The organism is Chryseobacterium sp. G0162 (assembly GCF_003815715.1).
In the GTDB taxonomy this organism is placed as follows: Bacteria; Bacteroidota; Bacteroidia; order Flavobacteriales; family Weeksellaceae; genus Chryseobacterium.
The window spans coordinates 127931-141761 of record NZ_CP033922.1; the positions used below are offsets into that span (position 1 = coordinate 127931).

23 protein-coding genes are annotated in these 13831 nt (G+C 36.2%); 7 read left to right on the forward strand and 16 right to left on the reverse strand.

From position 1 onward, the window contains the following. Positions 1-34: 34 nt before the first annotated feature. A complete protein-coding gene (locus EG344_RS00615) occupies positions 35-991 on the reverse strand; it encodes a caudovirus prohead protease (RefSeq protein WP_123907813.1) in 957 nt (318 codons plus the stop codon). A gap of 171 nt (positions 992-1162) precedes the next feature. Here EG344_RS00615 and EG344_RS00620 point away from each other — a divergent pair, with 171 nt between their 5' ends. The 5 genes from EG344_RS00620 to EG344_RS00640 all read left to right on the forward strand — a co-directional run bounded on the left by EG344_RS00620 (position 1163) and on the right by EG344_RS00640 (position 6615). Continuing rightward, a complete protein-coding gene (locus EG344_RS00620; protein WP_123907814.1) occupies positions 1163-1720 on the forward strand; it encodes a helix-turn-helix domain-containing protein in 558 nt (185 codons plus the stop codon). Then, positions 1720-3258 carry a hypothetical protein gene (locus tag EG344_RS00625; RefSeq protein ID WP_123907815.1) on the forward strand — a complete coding sequence of 513 codons (1539 nt, stop codon included), beginning with the start codon at positions 1720-1722 and terminating at the stop codon, positions 3256-3258. The genes EG344_RS00620 and EG344_RS00625 overlap by 1 nt, the downstream gene beginning before the upstream one ends. 11 nt (positions 3259-3269) lie before the next feature. Continuing rightward, positions 3270-3716, forward strand: coding sequence for a phage protein Gp36 family protein (locus EG344_RS00630; RefSeq protein ID WP_123907816.1), 447 nt, complete (start codon positions 3270-3272; stop codon positions 3714-3716). 8 nt (positions 3717-3724) lie between these two features. Continuing rightward, positions 3725-5011, forward strand: coding sequence for a DUF935 family protein (locus tag EG344_RS00635; RefSeq protein WP_123907817.1), 1287 nt, complete (start codon positions 3725-3727; stop codon positions 5009-5011). 182 nt (positions 5012-5193) lie between these two features. Then, positions 5194-6615 carry a phage minor head protein gene (locus EG344_RS00640; RefSeq protein ID WP_164464365.1) on the forward strand — a complete coding sequence of 474 codons (1422 nt, stop codon included), beginning with the start codon at positions 5194-5196 and terminating at the stop codon, positions 6613-6615. On the opposite strand, the gene EG344_RS00645 is transcribed toward EG344_RS00640, so the two are convergent. Then, positions 6598-6828, reverse strand: a complete 231-nt coding sequence (locus EG344_RS00645; RefSeq protein WP_123907819.1) for a hypothetical protein — start codon at positions 6826-6828, stop codon at positions 6598-6600. The two genes, EG344_RS00640 and EG344_RS00645, sit on opposite strands and share 18 nt — an antisense overlap. Positions 6829-6863: 35 nt before the next feature. Between EG344_RS00645 and EG344_RS00650 the strand changes: the two genes are divergently transcribed. Both EG344_RS00650 and EG344_RS00655 read left to right on the forward strand, forming a co-directional pair. Continuing rightward, the gene (locus EG344_RS00650) at positions 6864-7415 is read left to right on the forward strand and encodes a hypothetical protein (protein ID WP_123907820.1); all 552 of its coding nucleotides are present in this window, start codon (positions 6864-6866) and stop codon (positions 7413-7415) included. Then, complete coding sequence (locus EG344_RS00655; RefSeq protein ID WP_123907821.1) at positions 7412-7864, forward strand: hypothetical protein; 453 nt, start codon at positions 7412-7414, stop codon at positions 7862-7864. Before EG344_RS00650 ends, EG344_RS00655 begins: the two co-directional genes overlap by 4 nt. A 226-nt stretch (positions 7865-8090) precedes the next feature. Here EG344_RS00655 and EG344_RS00665 read toward each other — a convergent pair whose 3' ends face one another. From EG344_RS00665 to EG344_RS00725, 14 genes are all read right to left on the reverse strand, one after another. Continuing rightward, a complete protein-coding gene (locus EG344_RS00665; protein WP_123907822.1) occupies positions 8091-8561 on the reverse strand; it encodes a hypothetical protein in 471 nt (156 codons plus the stop codon). Next, positions 8558-8809: a hypothetical protein gene (locus tag EG344_RS00670; RefSeq protein ID WP_123907823.1), complete on the reverse strand. Its 252-nt coding sequence runs from the start codon at positions 8807-8809 to the stop codon at positions 8558-8560. Before EG344_RS00670 ends, EG344_RS00665 begins: the two co-directional genes overlap by 4 nt. A gap of 103 nt (positions 8810-8912) precedes the next feature. Then, positions 8913-9155 (reverse strand): hypothetical protein, encoded by a 243-nt coding sequence (locus tag EG344_RS00675; RefSeq protein ID WP_123907824.1) that lies wholly within the window; start codon positions 9153-9155, stop codon positions 8913-8915. Positions 9156-9236: 81 nt separating this feature from the next. After that, entirely contained in the window at positions 9237-9548 is a 312-nt protein-coding gene (locus tag EG344_RS00680) for a hypothetical protein (RefSeq protein WP_123907825.1), read from the reverse strand. Beyond that, a complete protein-coding gene (locus tag EG344_RS00685) occupies positions 9517-9843 on the reverse strand; it encodes a hypothetical protein (RefSeq protein WP_123907826.1) in 327 nt (108 codons plus the stop codon). The genes EG344_RS00680 and EG344_RS00685 overlap by 32 nt, the downstream gene beginning before the upstream one ends. A 24-nt stretch (positions 9844-9867) precedes the next feature. After that, complete coding sequence (locus EG344_RS00690; RefSeq protein ID WP_123907827.1) at positions 9868-10305, reverse strand: hypothetical protein; 438 nt, start codon at positions 10303-10305, stop codon at positions 9868-9870. After that, positions 10302-10631 (reverse strand): hypothetical protein, encoded by a 330-nt coding sequence (locus EG344_RS00695; protein ID WP_123842079.1) that lies wholly within the window; start codon positions 10629-10631, stop codon positions 10302-10304. Before EG344_RS00695 ends, EG344_RS00690 begins: the two co-directional genes overlap by 4 nt. After that, positions 10609-10917 (reverse strand): helix-turn-helix domain-containing protein, encoded by a 309-nt coding sequence (locus EG344_RS24465; RefSeq protein WP_123907828.1) that lies wholly within the window; start codon positions 10915-10917, stop codon positions 10609-10611. Before EG344_RS24465 ends, EG344_RS00695 begins: the two co-directional genes overlap by 23 nt. Further along, a complete protein-coding gene (locus tag EG344_RS00705; protein WP_123907829.1) occupies positions 10917-11282 on the reverse strand; it encodes a hypothetical protein in 366 nt (121 codons plus the stop codon). The genes EG344_RS24465 and EG344_RS00705 overlap by 1 nt, the downstream gene beginning before the upstream one ends. A 3-nt stretch (positions 11283-11285) precedes the next feature. Further along, entirely contained in the window at positions 11286-11810 is a 525-nt protein-coding gene (locus tag EG344_RS00710) for a hypothetical protein (protein ID WP_123907830.1), read from the reverse strand. A gap of 1 nt (position 11811) precedes the next feature. Next, positions 11812-11988 carry a hypothetical protein gene (locus EG344_RS23700; protein WP_164464366.1) on the reverse strand — a complete coding sequence of 59 codons (177 nt, stop codon included), beginning with the start codon at positions 11986-11988 and terminating at the stop codon, positions 11812-11814. Between the two features lies 1 nt (position 11989). Then, positions 11990-12988 carry a nucleoid-associated protein gene (locus EG344_RS00715; RefSeq protein WP_123907831.1) on the reverse strand — a complete coding sequence of 333 codons (999 nt, stop codon included), beginning with the start codon at positions 12986-12988 and terminating at the stop codon, positions 11990-11992. A 23-nt stretch (positions 12989-13011) separates the two neighbouring features. Beyond that, the gene (locus EG344_RS00720) at positions 13012-13401 is read right to left on the reverse strand and encodes a hypothetical protein (protein ID WP_123907832.1); all 390 of its coding nucleotides are present in this window, start codon (positions 13399-13401) and stop codon (positions 13012-13014) included. Positions 13402-13405: 4 nt separating this feature from the next. After that, the gene (locus EG344_RS00725; RefSeq protein WP_123907833.1) at positions 13406-13831 is read right to left on the reverse strand and encodes a hypothetical protein; all 426 of its coding nucleotides are present in this window, start codon (positions 13829-13831) and stop codon (positions 13406-13408) included.

Consider the following 13831-nt stretch of genomic DNA (forward strand, 5'->3'; position numbering starts at 1 on the left):
AGCTTTTTGGTATCTGTAGGTATCTGTTAGGTTGCTATTTGAATAGGGCTTTGTAGCCTTCCGGGTTACTGTTTTTGAAGTCCAATTGAGCGTTTAAGTCAAGTTTTTGGAAGTCGTCAAGCGTTTTAACTTCGGCAGCATTTACAGCCGGAACAGTAGTTGCAGAGAGATTGTTTTTAGCCGGTGCATCCGTAACCATTGTTTTGTACAAATCCGGCATTTCTGCATGAAGTTTGATAAATTCAGCTTTTTTCGTTGCATCAATTTTACCAGCCTTGATGTCTGCATCTACAGTATCAGCCGATAATTTCGCTTTCTTGTCTTTTTCAAGCTCTTCAAAACCTGTGATTTTTAGGTTTGCAGCATCTAAATCAGATTTTAATTTGATGATGTTCGCTTCTACTTGTGCGGAATCATGTTCTAATGTATTACCCGGCAATCCTAATGCGGAAATAGCGGATAAAGTAAGTGTGATTTTCATTTGCTTATTAAGATTAAATTTTGTTGCATCGGAAGCCATCAACAGAATTTCAGAAACTTCATTTTCTACAAGTTCCCTGATACTCTCTTCGGAAGTGGCGTATAATTTTACAGTCAATGCATTTGCATTGTTAGGAATGGCGACTACTGAACCCTCTAAAACTTCGGATTCTACAAGGTCGTAAGTATCGTCAGGAGCTAAAACGAAATTGCTCATTGAAAAGGGATCAAGCCCTAAACTTGCACCTTTGATAAATCCGCGTTCTACTTTTCCTGCGATCTTGGAAGCGTTAGGATCTTCATCATCAAAAACAGCCACAGCAGTAAGCAAAGAGCCTTCTATCTGAATATCTTCCCAACGCCCGATAACGGCCTCATTGCCGCCTTTATGTGAATCTAACATTACCGGGTTATTCCTGAAACGTTCCAGTTTTAACCCAGAGTTACGTACTCTGAATCCGTATTGGTTTTTTTTAGTTTCATCATTAAGAATGAATTTCTGTTTTGACATCCGTTGTATCGTTTTGAGGTGACAAAGATTTAAGGATATCAGCATGAAAAAAAATAGTTGTAAAGAAGCTGAACAGCCCTGTATAAAAGCTTTACAGATGTGTATAGAAACTGTACACATTTTTTTTTGACGTACTCGTTAAAGTGACTTTTGTATAGAAATAGGATAATTATGGGCTTAAAAAAAACAGAGCAAAAAGATTACGCGAAGTTTCTATACACTGAAAAAAATCTAACTCAAAAAGAGATCGCAGAAAAGGCAGGAGTAACGGAAAAAACATTGATCAAATGGATCAATGAAAACGATCAGGAATGGAAAAAGCTTCGTAACTCTTTAATGACTACAAAGCCACATCAAATCAAAATGCTTTACGGACAATTGGAAAGACTAAATGAAACGATCCAAAACCGTAAAATTGTTTATGATGTTCCTGATCAATTACTAAAACCTATTAAGGTTAAAGATGCTTCCGGTAAAGAAAAACTGGAATATCCAAAATTTAACGAACAGGATTATCCGATCAAGATCGGAAACTTTCCAACATCCAAAGAATCAGATACAATTGTAAAGATCACCAATGCCATCAACAAACTGGAAGGTGAAACGTCAATCGGTGACATGGTTCAGGTTGCTATGATGTTCTGTGAATATGTAAGAGATATTGATTTTGAACAGGCACAAAAAACAAGCGAATTATTTGACATGTTTATCCGTCAACATTTGGCATAATGGCGAAAAAACTATCTGATAAAAAGCACTTGGATATATGGTCCGTATTTCGTGATAATATTGCGAAAAGTACGCCTGTAGATCTTAACGAAACGCAAATCGAAAAGAAAAAAAGAATTGCGTATTTAGAAGCACATCCCGAAAAATGGTTTGCTTATTATTTTCCAAATTTCTGTACACATAAACCCGCCGTTTTCCACTTAAAAGCTACGGAACGTGTAGTAAAAAACAGTGAATGGTTTGAAGTACGATCCTGGTCCCGTGAGATGGCGAAGTCTGCACGTACTATGATGGAATCTTTATACCTGTCTTTTACCAAAAAGAAAAAGGTTTGGTTAATGGTTTCCAATACCGAAGACAACGCCATCCGTTTACTTGCGCCGTATAAAAATATCCTGGAATCAAACAACAGGATTATTAACGATTATGGTGTACAAAGGAATCCCGGAAAATGGGAGGATAAGGAATTTACATCAAAATTCGGGTTTTCTTATCGTGCATTGGGTGAAGGACAGTCACCGCGTGGAACCAGGAACGATGCCGACAGACCGGACGGGATTATTATTGATGACTTTGATACGGACGAAAAATGCAGGAATAAAGATCGTGTAAAAAATGCCACAGATTGGCTTTTAGAAGCGGTTTTCCCTACACGTGCCGTGAATGTTCCGTTATTGATCATTGTCAACGGAAATATTATCGCAAAATATTGCACGATCACCATTTTAGGTGAAATGGCGGATTGCTGGGATAAAGTGAATTTAACGGATCCGCAAGGTAATTCCAATTGGCCGGAAAAGAATACGAAGGAAGCAATTCATAACATGTTCTACAACAGCAAGGGCAAAAGGAAAATTACAAAGCGGGCAATGATGAAGGAATACTACAACAAGCCCGGAGCCGAAGGCGATACATTCAAAGAGATCTACTACGGTAAATGTCCGCCATTGAAAAAATGTGAAAAAGTTGTTACCTATTGTGATCCATCACCATCCAATAACAAAAACAAAAAGAACAGTTCTAAGGCTGTTGTTATTGTTGGCTTGTACGAAGGTCGGTACTATGTTTATAAAGTTTGGCTGGGAAAAGCCACAAACCCTGAATTTGTTCAGTGGATCGGCCAGGCTTTCAATTACCTGGATCGAAATGGAATAGACATCAAAAAAATCTTTATCGAAAACAACACTTTACAGGATCCGCATTATCAGCAAGTAATAAAACCGCTTTTAGAAAAGTATCGGAAAGATACCGGAACAAAATTACCGGTTCGCGAAGACAAGAGAAAAAAGGCTGAAAAGTTTGATCGAATCGCCAACATGGAAGACGATAACAGTAACGGTGATATCATTTTCAATGAAAAAGAGAAAGACAGTCCAATGATGGTGCAAATGGAAGATGAATGGCTGGGAGTTTCTGAAAAGTCGGAAGAAATGGACGGACCGGATGCCATAGAAGGTGCAAAATATATGATTGATAACAAAGTCGTAAAAGACAATTTGGGCTATGCTTCCGGGCAAGTAGAAAGCCGTCACTATTAAAATTTAGCATTATGTTTTTAGAAATTGAAGATCTTAAAAATGTTATTTACGGTTATCAGATTGACCAAATAACCGAACAAAACGAGAACATCACCCTGCAAGCTATAGCCGCTGCCGAACAGGAAGTAAGAAGTTATTTAGCAAATAGCAGTAAAAAATCTGTGAGATACGATATTGAAGCTATTATGAATGCAACCGGTGATCAGAGAAATGCAATTATTCTTTCACATACGGCAACAATTGCAAAGTATTACATCATAGAGCTTTGTAATCTTGATGTAATCTACGAAACAGCTAAAGATCGTTACGATCGTGCTGTAAGCTGGCTTAAAATGCTATCAAAAGGAGATATCAGCCTGGATACTTTACCAACGATTGACGATACCACACCTGGAACCGGTGACAATGATACTTACCCATTTGTTTACGGAAGTCGAGAAAAGTTTAACCACGAATAAAAATTATCATGTCAAATAGATACAGAAAAAACAATTTATCTGCAAAGACAGGCGGAAAGCCTTATAAACCATATCAGCAAAAAAACAATCATAATCTTGCAGCTAAAACAGGATCCGGCGGTAAGTCTTCCGGTAACAAACTTTACCCGCAGCTGGTTGAAAAAACAATCACCCAAACAAGACAGGATATTGCAAAATGGAAAACTGCATTAAATGCAACTAAAAATGCGGATAATCCTTCGGTTTGGTCATTGTATAATTTATATGATTATATTTTAGATGATGCCGTTCTAACATCACAAATTGAAAACAGGATCCAAGATACTTTAGGATCTACATTCAATTTAAGAAAAAAAGGCGGTGAAATTGATACGGAATTAACGCAGACTTTCCAAAATTCAGAGCTGTTTAATGAGATCATTACACAGATTTTAAATTCCAGGTTTTATGGAAGTTCTTTAATCGAACTTGATTGGAAGCAAGAAGGATTAAACGAACCTGTTTTAAAAGCAGAATTACTTCCAAGACAAAACATTATTTCGAGAACCGGAACATTTTTACCGGACTACAACGAAGACAAAGGCGTTAAATATCGTGAATTACCGGAATTTGGAACATGGTTATTAGAGTTTGGAAAAGCTGGCGAAATTGGGCTTTTAAACAAAGCGGTTCCGCACGCTTTATTTAAGAGATTTGCGCAATCTTGCTGGTCCGAATTATGCGAAATTTACGGAGTTCCGCCGCGTGTTTATAAAACGGATGCACAGGATCCTGCAGCGGTTGCACGTGGTAAAAAAATGATGCAGGACATGGGATCAGCTGCATGGTTTATTATTGATACAACAGAAGAGTTTGAGTGGGCCAAAGGAGTTTCGACAAATGGTGACGTTTATTCAAACCTGTTAAGATTCTGCGACAATCAAAATACGCTTTTGATTTCCGGGGCAATTATCGGTCAAGATACCGAACACGGATCCTACAATAAAGATGCTTCCGGGCAAAAACTTTTATCAAAATTAGTTTTAGCCGATATGGCTTTAGTAGAAATGTACATGAATACTAAGGTTATGCCGGCCCTGGCTCGAATTGGTATTGTTCCGGCTGATTTTATATTCCAGTGGGAGATATCAGAAGATCTACAGACTTTATGGGATCGAACTATTCAGGCTTTACAACATTATGAAATAGATCCCGAATGGGTTAAGGAAAAATTTGGTATTGCGATCACCGGTGTAAGACAAAACAATTTACCAGGAAACGCAAATCTGAATATTGCAGAAAGTTTTTTCGTTTAAGGGCTGAAGGTACACGGCCTGTCAGCCCGAAAATGTATTTTAACGGTCTTCATTTGCGCCTGAACACGCTATATGAGTGTAATTGTGACAAGTGTAAGGCTACTAAAATTAATTTAGCTTCGGAAAACGACGATCCAAAATTTAAAAGCGTTTTAAATGCAGCTGAAAACGCTTTTAAACACTTGCACCAAAAAGGAAGCTACAGCCCGGACGATATCAAAGAAAAGCCGTATCAAGATCTGATAAACCAAACCTACAAGGTTTTAAATTCAGCAATCACAGACAACGATATTCCGCCTGAAATGCTCCAAAAGATGCAGGAAGATACTTTCATCTTTTCAGGTTTAAAAACTCATGCTCAACTTTTGGAAGCATCATCCATGCTTTTGGATGATGAAGGAAAGATCAAAAGTTTTAATGCTTTTGCGAATGATTTTAACAAAATCAATAAAGATTACAATCAAAACTATTTAGAATCTGAACACCAGTTCGCGATAAGTAGTTCACAAAGCGCCGCCAATTGGGCTGCACTGGATCCCGATGGACGTTATTATTTACAGTATCGTACTGCGAATGATGATAGAGTAAGGGAACAGCATCGGGTTTTACAAGATACGACGTTACCGAAGGAAGATTCTTTTTGGCTGTCATATTATCCGCCGAACGGTTGGCGCTGTAGATGTCATGTTGTTGAAGTTTTAAAAGCTAAATATCCGCTGTCTGATTCAAAAAAAGCCATCGAAAACGGAGAAAGGGCCACAACACAGATCGGAAAGGACGGAAAGAACCGGCTTGCAATCTTTAGATTTAATCCAGGAGCGGAACAAAAGGTTTTCCCGCCGAAGCATCCGTACAATAAAGTGAAGGGAGCGGACCAGGTTAAAAAAACGCTTCAAGAAAAACCGTTAAAGACAACCAGGGATCTAACGAGACATTTTGAAAGCTTTGCAAAAGACAATAAAGATTTTTTCAGTCGTGGGTTCAAAGAAATAAAATTGACTAAACAAAGAGGGGTTAACGGCTTCACGGATATGAACGGGGTTATTGCTTTAAAGTCCGATATCAGCGCTCACATAATCGACGGGCTGAACAATATCAAAAATAAAAAACCGACGACTTTTGACCAGGAAAGGGCAATTTCTACACTGCATCACGAATTGTGGCATAATGCGAATAAGCCAGGTAATATGCGAATGACAACTAAACAAACTTCTACGATGGAACTTGCAAACGAATTTGTCAGCAGAAAGACTTTACCGGAATTTATGGAGAAACTCGGCGGAAAACTTCAAAACGAAGAGCTTACCAGGAACAGAACTAATACCGGATATAATAAAATGGTTAACAATTATGATCAGATTATCAAATGGAGTGAAGCGGATCCGGCCAAAGTCCTGGAAACTGTTAAAACTCACCTGGTGAATGAAAAGTACACCAACCAAATGGAAGGTTTAGTAAAAGCCATCAAAGAGCATAGTAAATACGAGATCTCGGAAAAAACTGTAGAAACGCTTATAGATCTCGGAAAACAAAAAGAATATTCGGAAGAAGTATTTAAAGAGTTTTTGGAAAAGAACAAAAATTTACTAAAGGATAGAGGTTAATTCATCTTTGTAGATCTCTTCCAGCTGTTTAATCAGATCCGTTAAGTTGTATTCTTCGGCATAGGAATATAACGATAATATTCTTTCCTGTTCGTCGGAAAGCTCATGATCGGGTGAAACTAAAAAGGCCGGGTGATCATCAAGAACCGCAGCCACATCGTAAACGGTAGCTGTTCTAAGATCAACGCCTTTGAATTTATATATATCTGCCATAATAACACAAAGTTACAACTAAATTTTAAAGAACAATGAATTTTGAACAATTTCACAAAAATATCCTCAATGACGTGAAAACGGAAGTGATGGAAGAGTTCGACAGGAATTTTGAAAGAAAGGCATTTTTCGATAAAACGTGGCCACGAAATAAGCTCGTGAACAGAAAAGGTTCCATGATGGCAAGGTCCAATAATTTGCGGCGTGGATTCCGGGCAAAAATTCAAGGTGATAAAATTGTGTTTTCAAATTCAATGCCTTATGCCAAAATACAGAATGAAGGCGGCGAAATTCTCGTAACACATCGAATGAAAAAATATTTTTGGGCGATGTATTACCAGGCATCCGGTAACATCAAAGTAAGTTCCAAAACCGGCAAGCAACTAAACAACGCCAGGAACCAAAGATTATCCATTGAAGCGGAACAATTTAAAGCGCTTGCACTGATGCCGGTCGGAAAAAAAATCAAAATTCCTTCCAGGCGTGTTATCGGTCCGCATCCAAAAATAAGGGATTCTGTAGAAAGAATTGTAAATCATCACTTATCAGAGATCAACGAACAAATTCTAAATAATTTAAGACAATGACAGACATTTTACAAGCAATTAACGATAAATTGAACGAAGTAACGGAGCTAAAGTACATTGACGAAAATTGGGGGCAATTAGATCTATACGGCCCGCAGATTCCGGTTCAGTGGCCGTGTGCATTGGTAGACTTCAATACCGGTCAATTTACTAACATCGGGCGTAACTATAGAGTAACGCCACAGAACAGACAGGAAGGAACTTTAACTGTTGAAATCACCATCGCAAATCTGAAACTAACAAACAGTAGCAACAAAGCCCCAACTTTTCAAAAAGAAAAGGCTTTTGCAATATGGGATCTCATTAACAAAGTGCATGAAATTTTACAAGGCTGGAACCCGGCAGAAAACGCCGGTGCGTTAATCAGAACAACATTCAGTAAAGTAAGGCGGGATGATGGCGTACAGGAATTTAGAGTAATTTACTCTATCGGGTTACATGATTGTTAAGCTTATCCAGTTCCTTTTCAATTGGAGTGCTTAAAATCGTGTTTAAAGTGGTTCTGCTGATTGGATATTTTGGGTAAATATATTTTCTGAGGACAACCGTATCCGGGATGTCCTCATTTTTATGCTCTAAATATAGATCCTTTATGAGCTTATAGCGAAGTAAGGTATTGCGTTGTAAAGGTTTACCCATATCGCAAATATAGGAAGTATATTCCTTTTTCCAATACTACTCTATAGAAATGTACATGAAATTCATTAGAAAAACTTCATTTTTGTTCGGATTTTGGTTAAAATCTTCGTCCAGCTTTTCTTTATACACTCTTCCGATAAACTTTTCGTCACCAGTATAAAAATTGTATGATCCTTCGTTGTCATAAACTTTGAACCAGGCATCATTTTTATTTCCCATTTTGTCAGCTTGTTGAAGTCCGTTCAAAATGAATGAAAAAGCCTGTACGGTTCCGAAGTCCTGTTTTGCCTTCGCATCCTGGATGATGTATTTACAACGATTGATATTTTCGGAAAGGTCTTCATTTTGGATTTGCATTTTTGAGTTAAAAAACGTGATCAGATCCTGATATGAAAATTCCTTTACAAGAACTTTTTTTGATACCTGGTAAGAAGCTGGGACCACTTGCGCTGTCTGCTGTGCAAAACTGAATGTAGATATCAGTAAAAACAATAATAATTTTTTCATAGCTCTATGTTAAATATTTTACAAAACTTTTTCCACGCTTTTTTTCTCTGATAATTGGAAAGCTTTTTAGGCTTTTTCACCTCTTTATTTTGATTTAATAAGGCTTCTATTTCATTGCGAGTAATATTAATAGATCCTTCAAATTCCATTGAAGTTTTACCGGGAATGTACTCTATAGGTTTGCAATCAATTTCCGTTCCCATGAGTGTAATTTTTACATCTTTCCAATAAAACTGTTTATTTTCCATAATATCAAATATTTGCAGGAATTGTTTAACAAATTTATGACTTTTTTTTAAATAAAAAAGGGGGTGCGAACCCGTCGGTCCGCACCCCCTTCGTGTACAACTTCTAAACTTCTGATTCGGAAATGAGATCAGTAATTGTTTTAAAATCCTGGATCGAAATTTTTTCGATGCCTGGTTCAGGTTTGAAAGTAATAATTGTTTCGTGGGTTATCCTATCAACCGATACGATGTATTTAACCCGATCCCACAATCTTCCGTCGCTGTCTACGATTAATGAAACTTCACCGTAAGCCGCTAAGAACTTTCTAAAAAAACCTTTTTCTGCTGTAATTTGTAATTCTAACATTGAACAATTAATTTTAACATTACAAATGTAGAACTAACAAAAATCTGTACATTACGGGTTTCCGTATTCATATTAAAAAATTTATTCTAAAGGTGGTTTAACATTTATTTTCTGAAACTCTTTTTCTGCAACTTTATACCAAAAATTGGCTTCGGAAGGCTCTTCACCTTCTTTTATTGCACATTCTACCATTGTCGTTTCTATACTGATACCATTTGGAAAAGTTTCATCTTTCCAGGTATCGGTATAGTATTTGAAAATGTAGCCTTTTTTATGAAGAGCTTCAAACACTTCTAATTTTGAATAATCAAAGCCATTTAGTTTTATTAAAACCTGTTTTGGTGATTTTCCATATAAAGGTCTACCGAAATGATCCTTTCCTAATATATCCATTAGCTTGATATTTTCTATAAAATGGGTTTACATGATTTGCATTGTTATATCTCACTTTCAATAAACTTTTATTAAGATCTTGAGCTGCTGAACGAATAAGCTCGCTTACTTTTGTTAATTGTTCAGTAGCTTTTGTTGTATCTGCAAATGCTGCGGATATTTTAGCGGCAAAATATTGCATATCTTCTGCGGATATCCCGGCAGCACGAATAAATTTTTTGTATTCATCTGATTGCAAAATTTCTGTCATTGCTTTACCCTGGGATCTCCCGTTGGATAATATAATTTCATTCATTTTTAAATCGTTTTTAAATATGGTTTAAATCTTTTCAGCCAGCCAATAACGTCCGTTTAGGTACGTACTCGGATAAGGCATGGCGGTATTATCAATTTTCTTTTTCATCCGAAGTTTAGGAATGTATAGAAGAGCTTCTATTTTTTCCGCATCGGATAGAGCTTGCCACGCCTTCCGGGTTGCTGGGATCTTACCGACTTTATATCCGTAGGTTTTCCAAAAATATTCAAAGCTTAAATCTTTCGGGAGCTCCAAATATTCAAAGTCTAAATCTTTGCGCTCCATAAACTTCCAGTATTCAGTTTCGGTTTTCGGAACTCGTGAACTTTTAAGGATCCACAATACCTGCTCTTCGGTCCATCGTTCACCTTCCAGGCTAATCGACTTAAAAACTCCGAAGGAATCATATTTTAAATAAAATTTCTTGTCGCTTTGCTTATGTAGTGCTACATATTCTGTCATAATAATTGTTTATGAAGTTCGTTTTTCATTTGTAAAACCGCGTTCGCTTCGTAGGATCCAAATTCATCCGGGAAATAAATTTCATAGTCTCGTAGATATACCAGCAAAGCTTCTGCTTTATAGTATGACAGTTTCAAAACAAAACTTTTATCTTTTTCCCTTTTATCAATGGCTTTCTTTAGAAGCTCGGTTCTAAGCTCTTTACAGATTGAAACAACAGATCTAAGGTTTTTCGCCTGGCTTTGTAGATCCAATGTGTCTAAAATCTGCATACTGTTGTTTAAAACAAGTAATTTACTGTTATCAAGTGTCAGAAGCTTTTTCATTTTCCAATAGTTTATTTACTACAGATACTTTATGTTTGAAATCTCGATTGCAGTTTATCATCAGATCATATTCTTTAAGATTATAAATTACTGTACTATGATCATGTTTTATAATCCTTCCTATATGCTCAAAGGTTAAACCTTCGGCCCTCAAAACATAACAAATGATTTTCCGTACATCGCAAAAATCTTGTCTTCTACTCCTTGATCGTAATTCTTTAGTAGTGATATCTAAAGTTTTGCAGATCTTCACTACTATTCTAGGGATCCTACATTTACTTTTCATTAATTCCACTTATTATTAACTAAATTAAAATCACGGCCTGCCTTATGAGTGAACATAGAGAAAATACGTTTTTCAGACAGTTTTACTATTGATATGTAATATCTGTTACATTCAAAAAGATCTGATGTTTCACCTAAATAAAATATCATTTCATTATCAAGCATACCGATATACGTTGCTGGTTTCAGATTAAAATATCCTAATAAAGTTGTTTCACTTTGCGGGCTTATTATCTCTCCACCAATTTTCACCGGGACCGGATCAATAAAGCTATTAATGTCCATAGAGATTGGAAGTATATAACCCATTCCCATTTTATCATTATAAATTACGCTGTAGTCTCGTAGGCCGTGTTTTGCATTCATGATTTAATATTTAAAATTAGTCCAGTGTATTATTTTCATTTTTTTTGGTTTACCGGTTGAGACTACATTTTTGAAATATTCTTTGAACTCTTGAAAATTTTCAAAACCATCATTTAAAGCAAGTATTTCCAATCTTTCGGGTGATAAATGCTTGCCATCTATTATAACATTAAGCTTTCCGATTTTAGGGAAATAGTCAAAAAATATTATTTGTGTAGATATGACCGGAATACGTGGAGCAAAACGAAATGCATCTTTAGTTCTGTTATTGATAAAAAAATCTATCATACGACCTTCTTTCCAGCGATCTGTTTTATCTTCTCTTATTGTATGCAGCTTTCCGAAGTAATTATCTGCTAAAGGTCTTTCTACTTGGTCAAATGATTTACCAAATTTATAGCGGTAATCAGTAAAAAACGGTTCCAAATTACGAGCGTTTATAACATGTTTGAGAGATAACCCAATCCATATTTTATCAATAAAATAGGTTGGTTTTCCGTTTATTTGGGTTGAAAATGGTAATATCATACTATTCAGAATTTTTTAATTGTTCGTCCTGTTCTCTTTTTAGAATTTCCAATTCCATTTCATATTCCATTTCTACCAAATGTTTTTCACAATCGGCCATTGTAAAAACAACAATTGCCAATAGAATCCCAAACACGAGCAAAAGAAGGATTAAAAAGGCTTTAAATATTAGTATCATTTTATTGTTCTTTTTGATAATAAAGTTTGTAGAATAGCCCGTTTTCGTCCTGATCCTGTGTGATCAGGTTACGATCACCATGCACGTAGATATGAAAGTTCGTATCAAGTTTGATGATTGTTTTAAACTTACTCTGTGACTTCTTTACAGCACCATCGCTGATCGGAAATTCTTCTGCGATGTTGATCTGCATATCCTGTTCATAATCGGTTTTAAAGGCGTTAAAACTTTCGATCACTTTTTCATCGCCTAAAACTTCATTGTTGAACTCTTCTAACTTAAATTCTTCTTTCTCTTTGAAAAAATTGATCGACTTATTCAGGAAGTCCGCCTGATCAGCTTTGGAAACTTCAAATTCTGCCGGAAGCTGCTTTTTGATATAGTCTTTAAAAACGTTTAAGGATTCCTGCGTATGGAAATAATCATCAGTACGCTGTTTGACCTTTAAAAAGTCCTCAAACCAGTAATACATATCACCATTTTTATTGTTATCTACAACGGAAAGGACAAAACCATTTTCTTTGTCCTGGTTGTAGATTAAAGCGGCTTTATCAATTTTGGCCAAACTCACGCCGAAATGTTGTTCGATGGGATCGGATTCGTTAGGAAATATTTTTAAAAATGGTTCTCTTTTTTCCGTTTTAAAAATTCCGATCTTGTCGATATCGTTTTCGTTTTCACCTTTGAAAAGAACGACAAACAATTCACCGCCTTGAACTCTCGGATTTTCGGCAGCTTCATACAAATATCTCGCGATATCCTGGGAATAGCTTTCAAAATACCAATTATCCTGAAAGATTTCTTTAACAGCATTGTAAACGGGATTTGTTGACAAATAAGAATCGCTGTAAAATTGATATGTTTCTTCTGTTTTGAAAGAACTTAAAAAATAATGCTGCAACATTTCCGCCGTTGCTTCATCCAGTTGCAGTGCATCTTTAGAAATATTAAGATCTTCACCGTTTATTTTGTTACCTACTTTGTGAACTATGATTTTCATTGATTTATATTTTATTGTTAGAATTATGCTTTGCTATCAAATTCCGGTAGCCTTTCTTTTACTTTTTTATAAAGTTCATCAACTGGAACCATTTCGCGCCCTGAATAATCCTGAAATGAACACGCAGTTTTTAACAATTTCCCATCAAAAAAGCCGAATTGAGTAGCACGAAGTACAGCAAGCATTTTAGATAAAGATCTATCACATATATCGCTGAATAAAATATAAATATCAGTTCCATAAATACCCAAAGTATCAAGAAACAAAACTGAACCTAAACCACCCATTGCATTAGGATCTATCGTCCCGCCTTTAGTTAGAATTTCCATAATTGCACCCATCGCACCTGGGTTTCCTTCTGACATTTTTACGACAACATCCATTGTGTTATCTGTTAATTGTATTTTTGACATAATTTTATTTGAATTTAGATTTAACGATATTTTGAAGAGCAAAAATAATTTTCGATACTTCGGTACTGCTCATTTCTTTTAATGGCTTTTTTACCGGTGATCTGTCCGATTTAAGCCAACCACCAAGCCGATGGAGATCTACAAACTGCGGATTTTCTTCGTTTACCCATCCAAGAGTATGGCAGATACTTAAAACGTTCTTGTGTTGATTGTTTCTTTTGTCAAAAAACCCCCACGAACTGTGATCCATTGTTTTTCCTGTGTTGAAAAAGTGGATCAATTCACTTGCTTGTAACTGGTTTAGATCTTTAATTGAGGTTATTTCACAACCCATCATTTCGGATAATGCTTCCAGTCTTTCTTCTCTGTCTCTGAATTTCCCGCTGCAAATAGTTTGCAGCTGGGAAATCTGTTGTTTGGTGATTGTCAT